The 21,684-nt window shown below is 33.6% G+C and carries 21 protein-coding genes and 2 pseudogenes; 5 read left to right on the forward strand and 18 right to left on the reverse strand.

Going from position 1 to position 21,684, the window contains the following annotated elements:
- The first annotated feature begins 9 nt into the window (after positions 1-9).
- A complete protein-coding gene (locus AB5359_RS05155) occupies positions 10-798 on the forward strand; it encodes a Cof-type HAD-IIB family hydrolase (RefSeq protein ID WP_020806873.1) in 789 nt (262 codons plus the stop codon).
- Between the two features lie 136 nt (positions 799-934).
- Here AB5359_RS05155 and AB5359_RS05160 read toward each other — a convergent pair whose 3' ends face one another.
- On the reverse strand, positions 935-1,468 hold the full coding sequence (locus tag AB5359_RS05160; protein ID WP_324249699.1) for a GNAT family N-acetyltransferase: 534 nt from the start codon (positions 1,466-1,468) through the stop codon (positions 935-937).
- Positions 1,469-1,610: 142 nt separating this feature from the next.
- Positions 1,611-2,972: pseudogene (locus AB5359_RS05165) on the reverse strand (oleate hydratase); the annotation flags it as partial.
- Between AB5359_RS05165 and AB5359_RS05170 the strand changes: the two are divergent.
- Together AB5359_RS05170 and AB5359_RS05175 are read left to right on the forward strand one after the other, a co-directional pair.
- A complete protein-coding gene (locus tag AB5359_RS05170) occupies positions 2,948-3,268 on the forward strand; it encodes a transcriptional regulator (RefSeq protein ID WP_077410177.1) in 321 nt (106 codons plus the stop codon). The pseudogene AB5359_RS05165 and the gene AB5359_RS05170 sit on opposite strands and share 25 nt — an antisense overlap.
- A 105-nt stretch (positions 3,269-3,373) precedes the next feature.
- Positions 3,374-3,652: pseudogene (locus tag AB5359_RS05175) on the forward strand (hypothetical protein); the annotation flags it as partial.
- Between the two features lie 91 nt (positions 3,653-3,743).
- Here AB5359_RS05175 and AB5359_RS05180 read toward each other — a convergent pair.
- The 4 genes from AB5359_RS05180 to AB5359_RS05195 all read right to left on the reverse strand — a co-directional run bounded on the left by AB5359_RS05180 (position 3,744) and on the right by AB5359_RS05195 (position 10,198).
- Positions 3,744-5,315, reverse strand: a complete 1,572-nt coding sequence (locus tag AB5359_RS05180; protein ID WP_126327860.1) for an ABC transporter ATP-binding protein — start codon at positions 5,313-5,315, stop codon at positions 3,744-3,746.
- 6 nt (positions 5,316-5,321) lie between these two features.
- Positions 5,322-6,908 carry an ATP-binding cassette domain-containing protein gene (locus AB5359_RS05185; RefSeq protein ID WP_368280080.1) on the reverse strand — a complete coding sequence of 529 codons (1,587 nt, stop codon included), beginning with the start codon at positions 6,906-6,908 and terminating at the stop codon, positions 5,322-5,324.
- 254 nt (positions 6,909-7,162) lie between these two features.
- Positions 7,163-8,614, reverse strand: a complete 1,452-nt coding sequence (locus AB5359_RS05190; RefSeq protein ID WP_048685566.1) for an MFS transporter — start codon at positions 8,612-8,614, stop codon at positions 7,163-7,165.
- Positions 8,615-8,719: 105 nt separating this feature from the next.
- Positions 8,720-10,198 (reverse strand): MFS transporter, encoded by a 1,479-nt coding sequence (locus tag AB5359_RS05195; protein ID WP_048685562.1) that lies wholly within the window; start codon positions 10,196-10,198, stop codon positions 8,720-8,722.
- 201 nt (positions 10,199-10,399) lie between these two features.
- Between AB5359_RS05195 and AB5359_RS05200 the strand changes: the two genes are divergently transcribed.
- Complete coding sequence (locus AB5359_RS05200; RefSeq protein ID WP_048685559.1) at positions 10,400-11,155, forward strand: MIP/aquaporin family protein; 756 nt, start codon at positions 10,400-10,402, stop codon at positions 11,153-11,155.
- A gap of 39 nt (positions 11,156-11,194) precedes the next feature.
- Here the strand turns inward: AB5359_RS05200 and AB5359_RS05205 are convergent, their stop codons facing one another.
- From AB5359_RS05205 to AB5359_RS05220, 4 genes are all read right to left on the reverse strand, one after another.
- Entirely contained in the window at positions 11,195-11,977 is a 783-nt protein-coding gene (locus AB5359_RS05205) for a CPBP family intramembrane glutamic endopeptidase (protein ID WP_048685556.1), read from the reverse strand.
- Between the two features lie 21 nt (positions 11,978-11,998).
- A complete protein-coding gene (locus AB5359_RS05210; RefSeq protein ID WP_048685553.1) occupies positions 11,999-12,937 on the reverse strand; it encodes an AEC family transporter in 939 nt (312 codons plus the stop codon).
- The gene (locus tag AB5359_RS05215; RefSeq protein ID WP_048685550.1) at positions 12,937-13,503 is read right to left on the reverse strand and encodes a DNA-3-methyladenine glycosylase I; all 567 of its coding nucleotides are present in this window, start codon (positions 13,501-13,503) and stop codon (positions 12,937-12,939) included. The genes AB5359_RS05210 and AB5359_RS05215 overlap by 1 nt, the downstream gene beginning before the upstream one ends.
- Before the next feature lie 62 nt (positions 13,504-13,565).
- Complete coding sequence (locus tag AB5359_RS05220; RefSeq protein WP_048685548.1) at positions 13,566-14,561, reverse strand: class III bacteriocin; 996 nt, start codon at positions 14,559-14,561, stop codon at positions 13,566-13,568.
- A 208-nt stretch (positions 14,562-14,769) separates the two neighbouring features.
- Between AB5359_RS05220 and AB5359_RS05225 the strand changes: the two genes are divergently transcribed.
- Positions 14,770-15,228, forward strand: coding sequence for a GAF domain-containing protein (locus tag AB5359_RS05225; protein WP_020807850.1), 459 nt, complete (start codon positions 14,770-14,772; stop codon positions 15,226-15,228).
- A gap of 58 nt (positions 15,229-15,286) precedes the next feature.
- On the opposite strand, the gene AB5359_RS05230 is transcribed toward AB5359_RS05225, so the two are convergent.
- From AB5359_RS05230 to argS, 8 genes are all read right to left on the reverse strand, one after another.
- Complete coding sequence (locus AB5359_RS05230) at positions 15,287-15,919, reverse strand: NAD(P)H-binding protein (RefSeq protein WP_048685544.1); 633 nt, start codon at positions 15,917-15,919, stop codon at positions 15,287-15,289.
- 68 nt (positions 15,920-15,987) lie between these two features.
- Positions 15,988-16,656, reverse strand: a complete 669-nt coding sequence (locus AB5359_RS05235) for a type 1 glutamine amidotransferase (RefSeq protein WP_048685540.1) — start codon at positions 16,654-16,656, stop codon at positions 15,988-15,990.
- A 12-nt stretch (positions 16,657-16,668) separates the two neighbouring features.
- On the reverse strand, positions 16,669-17,205 hold the full coding sequence (hpt, locus tag AB5359_RS05240; RefSeq protein WP_003649311.1) for a hypoxanthine phosphoribosyltransferase: 537 nt from the start codon (positions 17,203-17,205) through the stop codon (positions 16,669-16,671).
- 436 nt (positions 17,206-17,641) lie between these two features.
- Positions 17,642-17,974 (reverse strand): putative quinol monooxygenase, encoded by a 333-nt coding sequence (locus AB5359_RS05245; RefSeq protein ID WP_020807852.1) that lies wholly within the window; start codon positions 17,972-17,974, stop codon positions 17,642-17,644.
- Between the two features lie 14 nt (positions 17,975-17,988).
- Entirely contained in the window at positions 17,989-18,429 is a 441-nt protein-coding gene (locus tag AB5359_RS05250; RefSeq protein ID WP_048685538.1) for a GNAT family N-acetyltransferase, read from the reverse strand.
- Between the two features lie 49 nt (positions 18,430-18,478).
- On the reverse strand, positions 18,479-18,796 hold the full coding sequence (locus tag AB5359_RS05255) for a hypothetical protein (RefSeq protein ID WP_048685535.1): 318 nt from the start codon (positions 18,794-18,796) through the stop codon (positions 18,479-18,481).
- A gap of 69 nt (positions 18,797-18,865) precedes the next feature.
- Positions 18,866-19,783, reverse strand: coding sequence for a class II fructose-bisphosphate aldolase (locus tag AB5359_RS05260; RefSeq protein ID WP_003647684.1), 918 nt, complete (start codon positions 19,781-19,783; stop codon positions 18,866-18,868).
- Positions 19,784-19,894: 111 nt separating this feature from the next.
- Positions 19,895-21,571: an arginine--tRNA ligase gene (gene argS, locus AB5359_RS05265; RefSeq protein WP_020807855.1), complete on the reverse strand. Its 1,677-nt coding sequence runs from the start codon at positions 21,569-21,571 to the stop codon at positions 19,895-19,897.
- Between the last annotated feature and the right edge of the window lie 113 nt (positions 21,572-21,684).

Below are 21,684 nucleotides of genomic sequence, written 5' to 3' on the forward strand. Positions count from 1 at the left end.
GACTGCAAAATGACAAAATTAATCGCCGTAGATATGGACGGTACTTTCTTAAGAGACGATAAAAGCTATGATGAAGAAAAATTTGCTAAAATCTACCAGGAATTAGAAAAAAGAAACATTATATTCACAGTTGCTAGTGGTAATCAATATTATCAAATTACTACTTTCTTTAAGAAATTTCCTGCTGTAGTTTATGTTGCAGAAAATGGTGCCTTAGTTAGAACCAAAGAAAAGATTCTAGCCCTGCATGCTTTCTCTGAAGAAAACGTTAAAAAGATTGAAGATTTTCTTTTAAAGCAAGCTGAATTACAATTTTTAGTATCAGGAGTAGAGTGTGCCTATTTTCCAGTTCAATTTACGGACGCTTATTACGAAATCTCTACTAAGTATTACTATCGTTTAAAGAAAATACACGACTTTAGTGAAATTGACGACAAAGTTCTGAAATTTTCTATTTCCTGTCCTGATGAAAAGACAGATTATTATATTCATTTTCTAAAAAAGAACCTTGGCAATTACTGTAATGTAACAAGTAGTGGGCACGGCGATATCGATCTTATCTTACCAGGAATTCATAAGGCACATGGCTTAGCAGAATTAGGTAAAGTACTTGGTATTTCTCTTACTGAAATGACTGCTTTCGGTGACGGTGGAAATGACTTAGAAATGGTCAAAGAAGTTGGCGATGGCGTAGCTATGTCAAATGCAGCTCCAATACTTTTAAAGGTCGCGAATCATACAACAACATCAAACAATGAACAAGGTGTTCTCACCTACATTAAAAATAATATTCTCTAGTAAAAAGGCTTGAAACAATTCCCTCTCTGTTTCAAGCCTTTTTAGTTTCTAATACATATCGCCAAATTCTTCAACTTTATATTTTAAATATACTTTCATAAAAAACAGTCACTCAATAGTTAAGTGACTGCAAATATTATTTTTCAATTCTAAAGCGATAAAAGCCTAAACTCATTTGTTTCAAGGTCTTAGCAAAATCCTTTTTATCAAAATGATTTTGATCAACTAAAGCTTCAAATTCACCATCTGCGTCAACTAACATCTGGTGAGTTCTACGCCACCCATTCTTTTGATAAAAGCGCAGACGACTTACACGTTGATGATAATTCTCCGCATCAGGATCAAGCGGTTCAATATCTAACACAATTTGCTGATCTGGATATTTTTCTTCAAGCATATGTAAAATTTTGCTTCCATATCCATTACCACGTAATTCGGATTCAACAGCTAAGTAAGCCAGATAAACAGTATTATCACTAATGTAATAACAAACCATCCCGCAAAATACTTCTCCATCATAGACGGCATTAAGTTGTAGCTTCTTGCGCAAACTCATTAATACCATTGACATCCATGAAAATCTTTCCCATTCTGGAAAAGCACTATAATATAAATCTTTAACTTTACGATAATTCTTAGAGCCCCATCGGGCGGGTTGTTCGTCTAAAATAAAAATCCTTCTCTTTTCTAATAATATAATTTACTTCTCTAATTAAAAAATACTTTTCAATAAAAAGCAAATTTCTAATACTATACAAAATAGGGACAAGCTATTCCACTCATCCCTATTAGTCAAATAATTAAATTTTTATCTATATCAACTTATACTTCTTAAGTAATTCTTCAACGTAAGTTCCCTTAACTTTCTTCAAACCTTCTTTAACCATCAATTTTTCAGGTAAAGGCAAATTTAGTTCAGTTAACTTCTTTCTGTCATTTAAGTAATACATTGCGTTCATTAACATTCTCACATCAAAGGCAGATGCAAATACTTCAGGAACACCGCGATCTACGTTAAGCAAAGTGTAGACAGCTTCCATAGCAGTACGTACTGAATATTCAGTAGTAAAGACAGTGTCTCTCTCAGTTTCAGCAAAATTACCAATGAAGGCTAAATTCTTGGAATTCTTTGGCACTACCTTTGGACGATCTCCCAATGCACGTGGCATGAAGTAAGACGTAATATATGGCATATGATTTGGAATTGTAGTTACATCAATTGCCATCTTCTTAATTTCTGATTCAGGAACACCCATGTGATAAAGCCATTCTTCGCAAAGTTCAATACCATCACATTCAGGCATAGTCTTTTTGACATAGTTACCCTTAGTATTTGAATACAAGCCATATAACCAAACAATCAGTTCATTTGGCTTTTGCTTATGGAATTGTGGTTGACGACTAATTGAATATCCAAGTAACCAGTTAGAATCCTTAAGCGTAGTTGGACCACTAGTTACAATGGAACCAGAATGTGGATCCTTTTTATTAACCTTTTCAATGTAAGGCACAATATCATCATTAGTGAAAGTAACTGTAGCTGAAATTACCCAGTTAGCAGCTGGAATATTTTCGCAGAACTTTTCTGGATGACCGAAGTCTTCATCTTGCGCTGCTAAGTTCTTCCACAATTGCCAACTTGGTCCAAGCTCATGTTTTTGTTCAGCTGGGTGCGTGTTGGCCCCATAAGTTGTACTTTCAGTAATTGAACCATTAGTTACGAAGACCAAGTCGTTAGGGGTTAACTTAATAACTTTTTGCTCCCCCTTCTCAGTCATCTTAATTTCAGTAGCTACTTTTTCATCCTCAGTCCGATTAACAATAATATTATCTACAATTGTGTCATAGTGGAATTTTACTCCATGCTTCTTTAAGTAACTAATCAAAGGCATAATTAAATCTTCGTATTGATTGTACTTAGTAAAGCGAAGTGAAGACAGATTCTTCAAAGTTGCTACATGCTGAACAAACCGCATTAAGTAACGACGCATTTCCATTGCACTTGCCCAAGGCATAAATGCAAACATTGTTTGCCAATATAACCAGAAGTTTGACTTAAAAAATTCATCGTCAAAGACTTCATTAATTTTCTTATCTTGCAAATCCTTTTCTGGTGTCATTACTAAATTCAAGATTTCTTTAACAGCCTTTGGTAAAAGAAGTAAATCGCCATCTAACCGACTTCAAGGATCAATTAGCAGTCTATTTTAAATTTTTTAAGGATCATCCGGATCTAATGAAATTATTCCTTAATGCTGGTTTAGAAGGAGAATTACTTAACCAGCAAACCAAATTTTTGAAAGAATTAATTAATTACTCTCAACCTAATTTAAAACTTCCTCCCTATGCAATTAGCTATCAGTCAGGTGGGATTTACATGCTCTTGGTTTGGTGGGTTGGTCATGATTATCAAAAGCCAATTAATGAGCTCTTATCATATATTGAGAATCATATCGTCATCAATAGCTAAATTCTCCGTTATCATTATCTATTACTAATTTATAAGCATAATATTTTCTTCCCCTCAATTTTGTTTTCTATAATACAGTTGAAAGTTTAAGTTTTTAGAAAGGAAATTGAAACAAAGAAATATATTGCTAAAATTGGACCACTTAATGCCGAAAAAATAGCCTGCTCTCCTCACGGAACTGCTACTTTTACTGAAGATGAGGAACAAGATACGTTACATATTATGATTGAAATGTTCGACACTCCAGCAAATATCGAACACTAGTAACACTTCCATGGTTTCCCTGATGGTAAAGCAACAATGGACAATGACTTAAATGGAGATGGATTTGTTGATTTACCAGAAACTGAGCTAGTGTCAGGCACAACAATGGTTCCTTTCAATATAAATGTAGTAAAATATGGTCACATGTTACTCTTCCAATTGCAGTTGGAAAAATAGAAAAAGCAAATAATTAATAATACAAAAAACGCATCTAAGTTAAGTGTATTTCTCTATCAAAGAGACTGTTCATTTCTTCATTAAAATTATGAGCTATAAAGATCACAGTGTATGGGCCATCTAATAACTTCTTTAAGATATCAAGCGTTGCTTTTTTATCTATAGCGCTAGTACCCTCATCAATCAAAATAAAATCGTCATCATGAATGCAAGCTCTAGCTAACACAATTTTTTGTCGCTGACCTCCAGAAATATTTAATTTTTGCAAATTTAATTCTGTCTTTAGGCCTAGCGGCATTTTTCTAATATCAGATTCAAAAGAAACGTCTTTAACATAATCTAGCACTTTATTTTTCAATTTTGAATTAAACATCGTAATATTATTTTCGATACTATCAGGAAATAAAACCGGATCTTGTGGGATATATCCTATCTTAGTCTTATCGACGTTAATATCATCACCATATTTATTTTTAAAATTGATCATACCGGTATGAAGTTTAATCTTACCAACAAGTACTTTAAATAAAGTAGTTTTTCCGGATCCTGAGTCACCAGTCAACAGAATTTTCTCACCAGTTTTTATATTTAAATCAGGAAATTTTATTATTTTACCGTTAGGAAATTTTACTGACACATTTTTTGTAATTAAACTAGCTGGAGATTGTAAGTCGCCCGTATGCTCAACTACAGCCGTGTCCGCATTAACTTCACTGCTTAAACGGTCTACTGAGTGAATCTGTCCTAATTCAGTTGCAAGCATCTTAACTGATACATTGATATAAGAGCTAAAGCTTTCAACAGTTACTATTACACCAAATATAACGATATGGTTTGTAACTAATATAGCCGTAACGGCTAATAAAGCAAATTGTAACAAGGCGGAAGTAGCCTTATTTAATACGGCTAACTCTTGCATAGTACCTGTTCTCGCTATGTTTGCGTTTTCTAATGTATCGGAAGCATTATCCATAATCCTAGACAGCTGTGAACCTACTGAAAACTTTTTGAGCTCTGATAGACCATCTAACCATTTTTCAGCTGTATCCAAATATTGCTTATTTGCTTGAGATAACTTTAGAGCAGCTGCTTGCATGGCGGGACGAAGAAGTTTAGGCAAGTAAAAACTAAGCGTTCCTAATATCAAAACAACAATTAATAGGCTCCAATGAAACAGCAGCAAGCCAATTGATGCAAAGATAATTTGCGCTAAATAGTATGGAATATCCGTATATACTGCAAGCTTTGAATCTTTTATTAAGTTCAGGTCGTTAGTTAATCGATTCTGAACTTGGGCAGTACTATGCGTTTTATTATCATAAAAATAATGATTTACTATTTTAAATCTTATTTGATGATTGTATTGCTGAATTTGTTTTTCAATCCAATACTGACAAACATTAAGGCCAGCATAGCTTATAATGAACAAAATCAAAGATAGAGTAATCAAGAAAATAAATTGTTGCCATTTTCGGTTCTTAATGGCTGTTATTTGATATGTATTAATATAGCTGACCCCAATTATTAAACCAGAAGTTAGGAATTCTAGAATTAATAGCGATATCATTCTTATTCTATTAACAGCATACAGATCTTTAAAAGACACTTATAGTCACCTCTTATTATTTACAAGGCTAATCTTTCTACTAAATAGTTTTTCAATGGCTGGAGTTAAATTATGAGCTACTACAATAACTGTTTTATTCGATGATACTAAGTTTTTTAGAATTCGATAGCTACTTTTTGAATCTATCGCACTGGTTGCCTCATCAGCTAAAATAATAGAAAAATTATGTATCTCATTACGAGCTAAAATAATTTTCTGTTTTTGACCTCCAGAAAAATTATTCGTATCTAAATCAATTTCCGTTTCAAGTCCATTTGGCATACTAGCTATATCTTTACTTAAATCATTATTTTCAACTGCTTTTTTAACCAGTTTTTTCAATTTATTATAGAACATAATAATATTGTTGATAATAGAAGTAGGAAAAAGCTTCCCATCTTGAGGAATATATCCTATCTCAGCATAATCAGGACTAACTTCTTTACCATATTTATCTTCAAAAATAACTTGTCCATTAGTTGGTTGTAATTTATTAAGAATTAACTTAAATAGCGTAGACTTACCAGTACCACTGTCACCACTAAGCAACACTTTTTCTCCTCTTTCAATATGAATATCTGGAAAATAGATCGTTTCTCCATTTTTAAACGAAATGCTTAAATTATGCGTACTAATTGAGTATATTTCATCAGTATTAGTTTCTTTATGAGAAGAGGCTAACTTCTGGGATTCAATAATTTGTTTGTTAAGACCTTGAACTGACTGAATTCGTGTTAGTGATGTAGTAATTGTCAATAAACAATTTAAAATCATAGAGGAGAAGTTCCCTGCTGCTATTATTACTTCAAAAGTTACTTGATGATTAAAAAACAAAATTGCGGCTAACAGAGTAATCGCAATTTGAGAAAAGGAATTAGCACATCCCTTAAGGAAATCAGCAACAGAAATTACCTTTTTTCTTTTTACGAAACTTGTTTCTAGATTCTGACTAACTTTTTGCATGACTAAGTCTAATTTATTAAAAGCAGTATACTTTCTTAATTCTTCTAGACCATTAAACCATTCTTCAATAGCTAACAAGTATTTACTATTTCTATTAACTACTTTTTGCGTTGCATTAGAAGCTTTCTGTCTTGTAAAGCGAGGAATATAAAGCGTAATAACTGATAGAATTATTGCTAACAATGTCAGCATCCAATTCATTAGAAGAAGGCTGCTAATTGACGTAACCAATAAAAAACCTGATTGGATAATACTCAAAGACTGATCGGCATAATTTTTAGTCAGCACTTGTAAATTGCTATTTAATTCATTTTCCATTTCAGCTACTTTAGGCGCCTTGTCATGATAGTATTTGCTTATTAATTTATGCCTAATACTGTGAATATATTTTTGCGTTTGCTTACTAAAAAGATATGTAGCTAACGAACTCAAAATATAAGAAACGAATGAAAGAAAGACACTACTGGCAATAATTAGCAAAAAACCTAGAAGAATATTTTTAACTAGTTGATTATAAGCGAATTGTATAATATACGAACTTGTTGCAGATCCTGCTGCAAACAAAAACTCTAAAACAATTATTACAATGAATAAGAGTAAATTAGTTTTAATTAATTTTTGAAAACTCATTTTAATCATCTAGATCCTATAATTATTTTTAATAGCGTCCGCTTTTTCTAAGGGAACTGATAAATATACATATCTGTTAGTTGGAGATAACCATTTAGAAATTACCACAATAATATTATTTTTTTATTAAAATGTCAATATTTCTTTAATTTATTAGTGCCAGCACTAAGTAGTGTTTAGACTACAGCGATTTAATACTACAAAAAAAGCTGATAGACAATTCCAACTTTAGGATTCGTCTACCAGCTTTTTTCTTATTTACTATTTTTATTAAAAATAAAATTTAACCCAATTGCAATTACAAGCAAAGCAGTGGCGCACCACATAATTTCTTGCAATCCTAAATGAAAAATATTTCTCATTGTCGGTAATAAATTCTGTGGCAAGCTTTTAGCAGATGAAGCATCGCTTAACTTATTAAGCATCCCCATCGTTATACCTGAATTTTCAGCAACTCCCTTGGCCAATTGTACATTCATAATCACACCATAAACAGCAGCCATGACAGTTTGAGCCAGAATTCGAATTAAATATGAAAGTGATGTTGCCGGCGCCATGTTTTTCTCACTAGCATCAACTTGAACTTTAATTTGAAGCAATACAAAAATAAACCCCACCCCAAAACCAGAAAAAGTTCCAATAATTGCCAACCACCAAATATTAGTACTTTGCGGTGCCAGTGCTAGTCCTAAGGACGAAATCAAAATACAAATTAATCCCATCGAAAGTAGTGTTCGATTATTAAAACGCGCCTTTAAGGGATTAACCACTAAAGTTCCTACCACATCAACTAAGGAATTCGGAATTAAGGTCATTCCACCAATTAACGCAGTTGTGCCAAGCAAACCTTGCGCCCACATCGGTAAATATGTATTAATTGCTAAAAATGCACCCCAGCTAAAAATGAAGAGTAAAAAATCACCGACTAAAGCTCGATTTTTAAACATACTAATCGGTACTACAGGATTGGGGTGCCTTCCTTCATGCATAAAGAATAAAACTAATAACACTAAACCAGCAATAATTAAACTTGCTACACTCCATGGCTTAGTTAGACCAAGCAACTGAATCCCTAATAAAAGCAAAGTTAATCCAACAATGATTAAAAAAGAACCCAGTATATCAAACTTAGGCGTTTTTCTGATCTTGCCTTCGTGATAATACATTAACGATAATAAAATTGCTAAAAGACCAATTGGAATATTAATATAAAAGACCCAGTGCCAGGAAAGAGAATCTACTAAATAACCACCTACTAATGGTCCTACAATCGCTGCTACGCTAAAAGCAGCACCTAAATATCCTAGAATCTTCGTTCTTGCTTTAATATTATCAAAAATAAAGCCAGCCATAATATAAGGCAGCGACCCCATACCTCCAGCACCAATCCCCATTAAAGCACGTGCCAAAAGGAAGAAATACATATTATCAGCCAATCCTTGAAATAGAGAGCCTAAAACAAAAAAGAGCAACGACAATTCAAAGGTGGCTTTATTACCAATTTTTTCACCGACTTTGGTCCAAATTGGGGTTGAAACTGACATCCCTAAGAGCATAATTGCAATAATCCAGCCCATAAATTGGATTCCATGTAAGTCCGCAATAATGGCGGGAATCGCGGTATTAATAATCGTACTATCTAATCCTGCCATTACATTTGCTAAAACCATGGCAAACGTCACCATCGTTACTTGCTTTTTTGTCATGTCTACACCTACTTTTCTAAAAAATAAAAAGCCCCAATTATTTCGCAATAATCAAGGCTAATAATCTATCTAAAATATACTTGCTCACTTACTTAAAAACAAGAACTATTTTGAATAATTTTTAATTTTTTTATTTGGCTGTTTGAAGTTGAAATAGAAATTAAAAACAGTAGCAATCAACAATAGAATAAAAGAAACTGCCATTATTTCGTGGATACCACTATGAAAAATTTCACGCATCTCTGGCAAAAGCTGCTGTGGCAATAATTTAGCAGATTTAGCGTCACTTAATTCATTCATCATCTTCATCGTAATATTGCTATGTGAATTAATTCCGCTAGCTAAAGCCAAATTCATAATCACACCATATACTGCTGCCATTACTGTTTGCGCTAAGATTCTAATTAAGTAAGATGTCGAAGTGGCAGTCGCCATATCTTTCATTCCAGCGTCAATTTGAACTTTTACTTGGAGTGCTACGAAGATAAAACCAACTCCAATTCCAGAAAAAGCACCGACTACAATTAATACCCATAGCGGTGTATGATTATTTGCTAAAAATAGTCCACCAGAAGAGATCATCATTGTGACAATTCCAATCATTACTAAGGTAAAAGTTCTAATTTTTTCTTGAATTGTAGCAACAGTTTGCGAAGCAATAATTTCAACAACTGAATTAGGAATTAAAGTCATTCCACCCATTAACGCCGACATCCCTAAAAGCGCCTGTGCCCACATTGGTAAATAAGTGTTAACGGCAATAAAGGCACCCCAGGTAGTTGCAAATAGAATTAGATCACCATTTAAATCTCTGTTTCTAAAGATTGATAATGGAATAATTGGATTTTCAGCCTTTGCTTCGTGTAAGAAGAAGAAAATTAAAAGAACTAAGCTCAATAATATTAATCCGACTACAATCCAAGTTGCAGTTAGACCTAAGAGTTGAATCCCCATCAGAAACATAATCAAACCACTAACTAATAAAAATGCTCCTCTTAAGTCAAAGACTGGTGCAGATTTTGGTGTCACCGGTTTGTAGTAAACTAGGGCGATTAGTAAAGCAACTAATCCGATTGGAATATTAATATAGAAAACCCAGTGCCAAGATAGGGCATCAATTAGCCATCCACCCACTAAAGGTCCCAAAATTGCTGCACCATTAAAACTTGCAGTCAAGTAACCTAAAATTTGCGTTCTCTTTTTAATATTTGGAAAAACATAGCCAGCGATAATATAAGGTAGTGATCCCATACCACCGCCACCAATGCCCATGATCATTCTTGCCACTAAGAAAAAGTAGATGTTTGGTGCTAATCCTTCTAAAGTTGACCCTAAAACAAACAGCCCTAATGCAATTTCAAAAGCTAATTTATTAGTGATTTTTTCACCAATTTTGGTCCAAATTGGTATTGAAACAGACATTCCTAAAAGATAGATTGCTACAATCCAGCCCATAAATTGAATTCCGTGTAACGCCGATACAATTGCTGGAATTGCAGTATTAGTGATCGTTCCATCTAGCCCGGCCATTACGTTTCCCAGCATCAAGGCCACTGTTACCATCCTGATCTGTTTCTTGTTCATTAAAGCACTTCCTCAACAATAAAAAGAGCCCTTATTACATCAAGTAATTAGAGCTAAAACATTTATCTTTATATTATGCAAACTTTTTGCTCAAAAATGCAAGAATCTTAAAAAAATATCTAGGATTTTTCTAGAACTTTAGGTATAATCAGTAGCTGTGTTTATTTTTCACTTATTTTTTCAAGAGAGGAAAAAGTATCTATGGAACATAGTTGGATGCTCAAGTATTTTGCCGAATTTTTCGGTACTTTAATTTTAGTATTATTTGGTAATGGTTCAGTTGCCAACTCTTTCTTAAAAGGAACAACTGGTAATGCACCTGACGGTAAAGCTAATGGTGGTTGGATTTTGGTTGCCTTCAGTTTTGGCTTTGGTGTTATGCTTCCTGCCATGCTATTTGGTTCAATTTCTGGTAACCATATTAATCCGGCCGTTACTGTTGCTCAAGCAGCTGCTGGTAACTTTCCATGGTCACAAGTCGCTCCTTATATAATTTGCCAATTACTAGGTGCAATTTGTGGTCAACTTCTTGTTTTAGCAGTATATTGGCCACACTTTAAAGAATCTACTGATCCTGACATTGTATTTTCTTGTTTTGCTACTAGCGATTGTACTAATAACAAGTGGAATGGTTTTATCTCTGAAGTTGTTGGTACTGCAGTTTTAATGTTCGTTGCAATTGGTCTTTACAAAGGGATGTTCTTCAAGCAAGCTGTCGATATTGCTAACATCGGTGTAGGATTCTTAATTACCGCTTTAGTTATGGCACTTGGTGGTCCAACTGGTCCTGCTCTTAATCCAGCACGTGACTTTGGTCCAAGACTTGTTTACTCATTATTGCCAATCCCTAACAAAAAAGGTGGCGCACACTGGAGTTATGGCTGGATTCCTGTTATTGCTCCTACTCTGGGTGCAATCATCGGAATTTTTCTTTACAAAATTCCTTTTGGAAATTAATTAAGTATGTAAAAAAGCAGATCAGTTGATCTGCTTTTTTTAATGTTCAAACACCTTATTAGCTCTTCTATTAAATACATAAATAGAAAATAAAGAAACAATCATTGCTGTACCAAAGATTAATAAAATTAACCCCCATGGAGATGCCTGTGCTTCCATCGTTCCAATATTGGGCTGTAAATCTAATAAAAAGTGCATCACAATACACAACCAAATTCGATTAGTAAAAATATGAATATATGAAAATATTAATCCAATAGCAGTTGCGTAAAATACTTGTTGCATAGTAGCATTAATAGCTGCTCCATGCGTTAAATTAATCAAATGAAATAATCCGAATAAGATTGACGAAGCTAAAGAAGCCCAAACTAAAACATATTTTTTATTTTCAAAAATTTTAGCAAACAAATTAAATAGTAAAACTCGACATAAAACTTCTTCGCCAATTCCTGCAGCCAAAGCAACACAAATTGATCCCCACATCATTTCAGGCATTGAATTTAAAACTTCCGCCCAACTTACCACACTACCCAATAGAGCATAGAGTAAGATCACCAGAGCACAAAAAATAATTGTGATGATCTTTACTTTTCCTTCTTTAGGCAATTTAATAAAAACTTTGTCTGTCTTATAGAACTTTTTAAAAGTTATTGCCAAAACGCAGACAATACCTAAATACAAAATTTGCATCCAAATCGATTGAGACTGAAATTCTAATCTCCCTGCTAGTGAATAAACCACTAGATAAATTAAAGACGCAATTGTCATCCATTTAATTGAGGCATTTGTTTCATTAATTGCTAAATAACTATCTTTTTTCATTATCTTTCCTCGCCTTTTAGCTTATAAGCCTATCAACGTAGCTAAACAAATCACTAAAGGAATAGTAATAATCGCTCCTAATGTCGATAAACACATTAATTTCGTTGGAAATTTCACATCAAAATTACTAAGTAAACTAAAGAGAACTACAACACCTGCAACTGGACAAGTAGCCATAATTAACGTAGTCATTTTGGCAATTGCCGGTAATGGTAAGGCATATAAGATCCCTAAAATGACTATTGGAAAAAATAGGTTTCTAACAAACACTCCGCTCCAAGCTAGCTTATCTTGCCAATCTGCTTTTAAATTAATGGAACCAAGATTTGTACCAATTACGATCATACTTAGTGGTGTATTTAAATTAGCGATATAATTCATCGGATCTGAAACTACATCAGGCAATTTAAATTGCGTTATAAATAAAATCATCCCAATAACCGCCGCAATAATATTAGGGTTAATCACGGCTTGCTGAAAACTTTCTCTAAATGACTGTTTTTTCTGTGTGAACATTCTAATTCCATGTGTCCACATGAAAATGTTATAAGCAATTAAATAAGGAACTGCAAAAAAGACTCCTTTAGTTCCTAGAATTGCCTGTACTAATGGAACTCCCATGAAGCCTGCATTGGTATAGGTGCCTGCATATCGCAATACTGTTCTTTTCTGACGATCTTTGACTAAATTTTTACCAAAAATAAACTCACTAGTAATAATTTTAAATATAAATAAAGCAATTACTAGTAAAAACACTAGCCCAAATTGTAATAATCTAGCAGCCGAAAATGACTGTCGAAATGAGTTAATAATCAAACAAGGAGATACTACATATAAAAGGACCTTAGTTAGATCCTTAACCGTTTGTTCATGTAGAAACTTAACTTGATAACAAATCCAGCCGACAATCATCAAAATGAACATGATTACTACTTGTTTTGTCGGCAGTAATAAAGACATCAACGTCCTCCATTCTTAAAACTACAATTTTCTAAGTGATCATTAATTAATCCAACCGCTTGTAAGAAAGAGTACACAGTTACTGGTCCTACAAATTTAAAGCCAAGTTTTTTCATTTCTTTTGAAATTTGCGTAGATAAACCATCCGAAGCAGGAATATCTTCCATCTTTTGTGGATGATGCATTATTGGCTTAGGAATAAATTCAGCTAGAAAATCTTCAAAAGTCCGATTTTCTTTTTCTAGTTTAACCAATATTTTTGCATTATTAATTGCTGCATTTATCTTTAAGCGATTGCGTACAATTCCTTTATCTTGCATCAATCGTTCAAAATCATCCTGATTGAATTCAGCCACTTTATGATAATCGAAATTTGCAAAAGCTTTTCTAAAATTTCCTCGTTTATTTAAAATTGTCTCCCATGATAATCCTGACTGAAAACTTTCTAAAACTAGCATTTCATATAAATAAGTTGAATCTAAATTAAGCTTTCCCCACTCTTTATCATGATATTTTTGATAAAGTGGATTTTTACTGTTTCCCCAACTACAACGACTTAGTTTCAATTTTTACACCTCATTTTTATCAATTATAACAAAATAGACAGACTCAATAGTCTGTCCATTTTCTAAAATTTTTCAACCTGATATATTCGATTTATCAAAGTAGTCAAATCACTGTTTCGTTGGTGATAGGCAACGGTTAAGTAAAGACAATCACTTGTTACTTGTATTCCTTCAAATTCAGTACAAAAGTCTAATGCATCTAAATTTAAACTGTTGTCTAAATTGACTGATGACCATTTATTTGAATTGGATATTCCCCAGGGAATTTTTACAATTTCACGTGGTTTACCTTGTTTTGGAAATCCTAAGAACGTTGTATGCGGGCTGGGCTGACTGGAAATATAAATGTCCTTATTATCATCAATTCCATAGCCTTGAATCGAAATAATCTTTTGATCATTAAAATGTGGGATATTAAATGCACCTAAACAATTCAAGCTCTGAATATTAACATCTTCAGCTTTTTCTTCTGCTTGATCTAGTTTTTTATTAACTTCATCAAGATTATAGATAGCAAAATGACCTGTGTGATTGATGTCAATACTTGCAATTAAGAAATATTGTTTATTCGGTGAAACAGCTGCTTCTACTCTAACTAAATCTTTGCCAGGATAAGCTACACTTCCATCGCCATAGCCTGAACCTGCGCGATTAAGATAAGAAAGTCTTGGCAACTCCGTATTACTGGTAAAAATTTGAGTTTGATAGCCAGGAACTGTTACTCGCGCAATTTGCGTTGTCCAATAAGTATTACCATGCTTTTTAGGTTTAGTTCCAACGAACCATTTATTGTCTTCTCCACTTTGTACCCAAGTTTGAGTATGTCCACCCGCTGTACCAGCTGAATTGGGTCCTTTCAAGTATAAAATTGGATGATCCTCATTAAAGGTCACAGTTTCGCTATCATTTGGAGTTTGATAAACAATAACATCGCTCTGTCTATGAAGTAATTGTAGGACAAATACATTACTTCCATCGAGTGCTGAAGCTTGAACAACAACGTGGTGTATATTTTCTAATTTATTTACTAAACGTATTTGAGTTTCTTTTCCAATCATAATTGGACAAATCCTTTCTTCATTTACCGTTCTCTCAATTTTATTATGAGCGATTTGAATCCAGACAACAAATAAAGTAAACTGCTAACATAAATCTGATTAGGATGTGAAGAAAGACAAATGTTTAAATTAAAAATATAATTTTCTCTATTAAATGTTTTATAAGTGTTAAAATTAAATAAATTTACTAAAAATTGAGGTACCACTTATGTCAGCAACAACAGAAAGCAATTACCAACTATTAGTAAAACAAGCTGAAGCTCTAGTAGACGGAGAAAGTGATTGGATTGCTAACACTGCAAATATTTCTGCACTCTTATTTAATTCACTTGATAATGTTAACTTCGCTGGTGTTTATCGCTATGAAAATAATGAATTAATCCTTGGTCCATTTCAGGGAAAACCAGCATGCGTTCATATTGCTGTTGGTAAAGGAGTTTGCGGAACAACTGCAAAAGAAAGGCAAACTCAAATTGTAAAAAATGTACATGAGTTTGCAGGACATATTGCTTGTGATAGTGATTCAAATTCTGAAATCGTTATTCCTATTTTTAAGAGAAATCATGATTTATGGGGAGTTTTTGATTTTGATTCAACTAAAATTGCTAATTTTGATGAGTTAGATCAAAAATATTTGGAAGCAATTTCTAATGTCTTTAAATTTTAAATAGTATATTTCCTTAACACACAAAAAGACTCCCATAATGGAGTCTTTTTTCTCTTTATTAGATTTCTTTCAAAGCATCATCAATTGGTGTCTTACCACTACTCATTGGAATAACCTTGCCAATTGTATTCGGATATTTTAGAATTGCTGCTAATGTTTTGGCAACATCAGGGATTGGATTTGAATCAGTCGCTTTAACATCGAGCTGAATTTTACCTGTTCCAGCTGCTTCAGTAAGACTACCTGGTTGTAAAATAGTATATTCCAAGTTCGTAGAATCCATCAAATAAGTATCTGCAAAGAACTTAGCTGCTAAATAATCCTCTAAGCTTGGAATCTTCTTCCATGAATTAATATCTAAACTAAGCATCGAACTAAGCATAATGTAGCGCTTAACGCCTGCCTTTTCAGCAGCCATCATTGTCTTAATTGCACCCATTGCATCCGTCTGAATCAGATCTTTACCACGTGAACCAGCAGTAAAGTAAATTGCGTCAAAACCTTTTACTTGCTTAAAAATATCATCAACGTCAACATGTAAATCAAGTTTATCAGCCGTAACGCCATCAAGTTGAATAATATTTTCTGGATGACGAGCAGCAGCCGTCACAGTATTACCATCTGCTACTAAGTCTTGAATTAAGTCTGTAGCAACTCTTCCTGAACCACCAAAAATAAAAATCTTAGCCATAATAATTTTCCTCCTAGAAAAACTTACAGCTTTATCTTAGCTTACTTTTTATTAGTAGTCTAAAATTTTTACTTAGTAATGAAATCGAGTAACTTAAACATTACTTTCTGATTTTCTTCCGGTACCCCGTGAGCAATAATTTCTTTACCAGTTTGATGCAAATCATTATTCTCTAATGGATAATCAACGTCATTGATTGCAATTTCTCTCACATTATCTTCTTCTGGTTCAAAATGAAATTGTAAACCAATCACATTATCACCAAATAAAAAGCCTTGATTTTCTACTAAATCACTTGAAAATAATAGCTTAGCACCCTCTGGGATTTCAAACATTTGCTGGTGCCAATGAAGAGCTGTTAATTTTTCCGGTAAGTTAGGAATTGTCTGATCCTTCAAGTAAACCGGTGCCCAACCCACTTCTTTATGAGGAGCATCTAAAATTTTAGCGCCCATAGTTTTTGCAATTTGCTGTCCGCCAAGACATGCGCCAAACATTGGTTTATGCGCATCAAGCATTTCTTTTATTAATTTTCTCTCTTGCTTAATCCAAATTAAATCATCGTTTGGACTCATTGGTCCACCCAGAATTATTAATAAATCTGTTTCTTCCACAGTTGGCAGTTTACCAAAAGTTTCAGGATGATAAACATAGAAATCATAGTAATGTTGATCAGCCCAAGTTTTAATTGAACCAGGTCCTTCATTTGGAGTATGTTGTAAAACATTTACACGCATTACTTATCCCCCTTATTTAGCATAAACCTCATGCTTTAAAATTCCCACATAAGGAAGGTTTCTGTACAACCCATTATAATCTAAGCCATAGCCGACTAAAAACTCGTCTGGTGCCTTAAATCCGTAATAATCAGCATGAAAATCTACTACACGTGTTTCCGGCTTATCAAGCATTGCAACAACTTCAACGCTCTTAGCTCCACGACCTTTCATGACTTCACTGAGTGCTTGTAAAGTCCGACCAGTATCAATAATATCTTCCATAAAAATTACTGGACGATCTTTTACATCTGACTTAATATCTTGCGTAATCTTTACTTCTCCAGTTGATTGCGTACCAGCATAACTAGAGGCCTTAATCGGATCAATAGTCAACTTAAAATTCAATCGCTTAATCATGTCACTAGCAAAAATCATGGCTCCATTTAAAACGGGCACGACAATCGGCTCTTCGTCCTTATACTTCACATTTAATTCCGCAGCCATTTCATCCATACGACTATCTAAGTCGCTTTGAGTATACAATATACGTTCGATATCGTTATTCATTCTGTAATTCCTCTTTACTAAAATCGTCAATGATGAAATTTTAACATAAATAAAGAGATTTTTTTAGTCTTTTTACACTTATTTATTAATTATTTTTACTTAATATTGCAAAATTGTTCGTATTTATAAAGGGGATAAAATTATTTATAGTTTTTTAGATTTTCTCTTAAATATAAGTCACAAAAAATTCACAACTTCACTTTAAGATGGATATCAATCAAATAAAGAAAGGAATGGTTTAATGAAATTATTATTAATTCTAGGAGTTAGCGCTATGGCAGTACTTGCCGCAAATGCCGCTATTGTAAATAAACCAGTTCCAGTTCCTGTAAAGGTTCGTCGGAAATAAATCTATAATTCTATTCTTCATTTTCCTCTATTTTTAGTATTGAACGCAAAAACTCGTTGATTGATAGATCAACGAGTTTTTCTGTTACTATTTTCTAATAAACTTTTGATCCGTATCTGGCATCCCATTCTCATCAGAAATATAACGTTCAACACGCATATGTAGATCATACTTTTCACGTAAATCTGCTAATTCTTTCATCATTGGCGAAGCATGATGAGCATCTAAAGATTTTTGGTTCTTCCAGCTATCAATCAAAAGTATCGTTTCTGGGTCATTCATAGGAATGAAATAATCGTATTTTTCATTGCCTGGCTCTTGTCTAATACGATCAGCCACACCGCTACTTTCCATTTCTTCAGCAAACTTGCGGGCACTTCCATTTTTTCCAGTGTAATAAAGGTTAACTGTTAAAGACATCTAAATCCTTCTTTCTAAATTCTTTTCATAATTAAAATTGGGTAAGGATTACCCTGATCATCAAACTCAGATCTTTCTACTGCTTTAAATCCCATATGTTCATAAAAACCACGAGCTCCTGGATTCTGCTCATTAACGGCCAACTCATTAATATCTAAATTATGAATGCCATAAGTAATCAAGGCTTTGCCAATTCCGTTTCCACGCTGATTAGCATCAACAAAGAGCATCTCTAGCTTTAGATCATTGATTCCCATAAAAGCAACTGGTTCATTCTCATCATATGCAACAATTAAATGCGATACTCTTCTTAAAGCATGAGGAACATATTTCTTAATATTATTAATTTCTGGATCTGATAAAAAATTGTGCGTAGCTCTGACACTGCTTTCCCAAATTACTAATAATTTATTTTCTGTTTCTTGATCAAGAGCTTTAATTTTCAAAATTTTCATAGTAATAAACTCTTACTTTTTGAATATGTACAGCACTAAAAATATTTTATTATAGCTTAACAATTATTTTATCAAAATCTTTACTAAACGTTGATTTTTGAAGGTTTTTGCTAATAAAGTAAACTATTGCTTTTTTATCAAAAATTGAAAATGCAATTCGAATCGAACCTATTGTACCGACATTAAGCCGAAATTCATAAATATTTCTACCCTTTATTCTTTTTCTGGTCGCCAATTTAACCTTTGTCATCCCGCTAGCCATTTCTTTGTCAATTGCGGCTTCAACCAATTCTACAATGGTATCTTTTTGCTTATTATATTTTTTAAAGAAACTTTTACAACCCTTTTTGTAAAATTCGACATGCATTATCTTTTATCTCACCTAAACAAAAAAGACCTCAGAAAAACTGAGGTCTTTTTTAATGGAATTAGTTGATTATTCTTCGTTTAATGAAGCTTCGTCAAACTTAACTGATGATTCCTTTGAGTCGATTGGTGCAGTACCCATCCATGAAATCATTTCCTTCATAGAATCAGTAATTGCGTCAGTACCAGCTCTCAAAAGCTTACGTGGGTCGTAACCCTTGTTGCCCTTGTCTAAGTCCATCTTGTCTTCGATGTACTTACGAGTTGCAGCTTGGAATGCTAATTGGAATTCAGTGTTAATGTTGATCTTAGCAATACCTAATTTAATTGCCTTTTCAATTTGGTCTTGAGGAATACCAGAACCACCGTGAAGAACAAGTGGTTCACCTGGTACAGCTTCTGCAATTTCCTTCAAACGATCGAAGTTCAAGCCTTTCCAGCCTTCTGGGTAAACACCGTGGATATTACCAATACCACAAGCAAGCTTGTCAACACCAGCAGCAACGAAAGTCTTAGCGTCTTCAACAGATGCTAATTCACCGCCATCGGCACCTTGGTTTTCACCAATCTTACCGATTTCAGCTTCAACAGAGATACCTCTTTCGTGAGCTAACTTAACGATTTCCTTAGTCTTAGCTAAGTTTTCGTCAGTTGGTAAGTTGTGACCATCAAACATAACTGATGAGTAACCAAGTGCGATACATTCCTTAGCAGATTCATAGTCACCGTGGTCCAAGTTCAAAATAACTGGAACATCGATATCCATGTTGTCCATTTCGTTAAGAACTAAATCCTTAACAGTCTTGTAACCACCCATGTACTTAGCAGCACCAGTAGAAACTTGAATCAATAAAGGAGTTCTAGTTTCCTTAGCACCTCTTAAAAGTGCGCGAGTCCATTCAAGGTTGTTAGTGTTGTATGCACCTACAGCATAGTGGTTTTCACGAGCAGCTTTGAAAATGTCATTACCATTTACTAAATAAGCCATTAAAAAAATACCTCCTAAATTTTTAACACATCATTAGTTTAACCCATTAGTGCAAAAATTAACATACTTTAGCTCAAAAAAATTCAGTGAATATTTTTATTTTGATAAATATTACATTTCTTTAGGTGCATTTACGCCTAAAAGTCTCAAAGCTTCAGTTAAAACAATTGAAGTTGCTTGAACTAGTGCAAGCCGAGCATTTAACTGATCGTCTTCATCTAAAATTCTCACATTTGCATAGTATTTATTAAATTTCTTACTTAAATCTAACGCATATTTGGCAATGATTGATGGTTCAAATTTTTCTGAAGCTTTTGCTACAATAGCTGGGAAATCAGCTAAAGCTTTCGCAACTGCAAATGACCAATCATCATTTAAGCTCAAATTATCCATTGAGATTTCTTTATTTGCCTTACGCAAGATACTTTGTGCTCTAGCATTAGTATATTGAACGTATGGACCAGTATCCCCTTCGAAACGAACAACTTCTTCTAAGTCAAAGTCAAAATTATCCATTCTATCATTCTTTAAGTCGTGGAATACTACTGCACCCACACCAACATCATGAGCTACCTGGTCTTTATTAGCTAAGTTAGGATTCTTTTCTTCGATTTGTTGTTCTGCTAAAGAAACCGCATCTTTCAATACTTTATCTAAGAAGACAACATTACCTTTTCTTGTTGATAACTTCTTACCGCCCTGCGTAATTAGACCAAATGGAATGTGGTGAATATTATCAGCCCAGTCATATCCCATTTTCTTCAAAACTTGCTTTAATTGCTTAAAGTGACCGCTTTGTTCACCACCAGCAACATAAAGAGACATAACAAAGTCATACTCTTTTTTACGATATAATGCAGCAGCTAAATCACGAGTCATATAAAGACTAGAGCCATCAGATTTTAAGATTAATGCTGGATTCTCATCTTCACCTAAGTTAACGACTTGAGCTCCGCGAGATTCTTCTAGTAATCCTTTTTCTCTTAATTCGTCAACTACTGGTTGCATCTTATCGTTAAAGAAAGCTTCACCGTTGTATGAATCAAAAGTTACACCTAATTCTTTATAAATACGGTTAAATTCTTGCAAGGAAACTTCGCGGAACCATTTCCACAATTTAATCTCTTCTTCGTCACCATTTTCAAGTTTCTTAAATGCAGCACGTCCTTCATCATCTAATTTAGGATCTTTTTCAGCTTCTTCATGGAATTTAACGTAATAATGGAAAAGATTAGTAATTGGATCTTTCTTAACATCTTCTTCATTGCCCCATAAACGATACGCTGTAATCAACTTACCAAATTGTGTACCATAGTCGCCAAGGTAATTAATCTTAATTGGAGTGTAACCAACTTTTTCCAAAGTTTTAGCAATTGAATTACCAATAACAGTAGAACGTAAATGCCCCATTGACATTGGCTTAGCAATGTTAGGAGAAGACATATCAATTGGTACATTACCTTCGCCTAATTGTTGATCACCAAAATGGTCTTTTTCTGTCAAAACATCATTTAAAGTCGCATTAACAAGTTTAGCATGATCAATCGCAAAGTTAACATATGGTCCAACTGCCTGAATACTAGTGAAATTATCATCACTAATTTTCTCTGCAATGTCTTTTGCAATCAAAGCTGGATTCTTGTGTTCAATCTTAGCCAAAGCAAATGCTGGAAAAGCATAATCTCCCATTTTAGCATTCTTTGGTCTTTCAATTAACATTGCAATTTTTTCTTTAGGTAAATCTACCTGTTCACTAACTAAATCTACGACTTTTTGTTTAAAATCCACTGATAACACCTCTTGCATAAAAAAAGTCTCTTCCTAGCTAATCTAGAAAGAGACGAGAAAGTTTCCCGCGGTACCACTCTACTTGATACAAAGTATCCGCTTATTAATTGATT

Origin of the sequence: Lactobacillus sp. RTP31084st1_F9_RTP31084_210423 (assembly GCF_040919545.1) — a bacterium.
GTDB lineage: Bacteria > Bacillota > Bacilli > Lactobacillales > Lactobacillaceae > Lactobacillus > Lactobacillus paragasseri.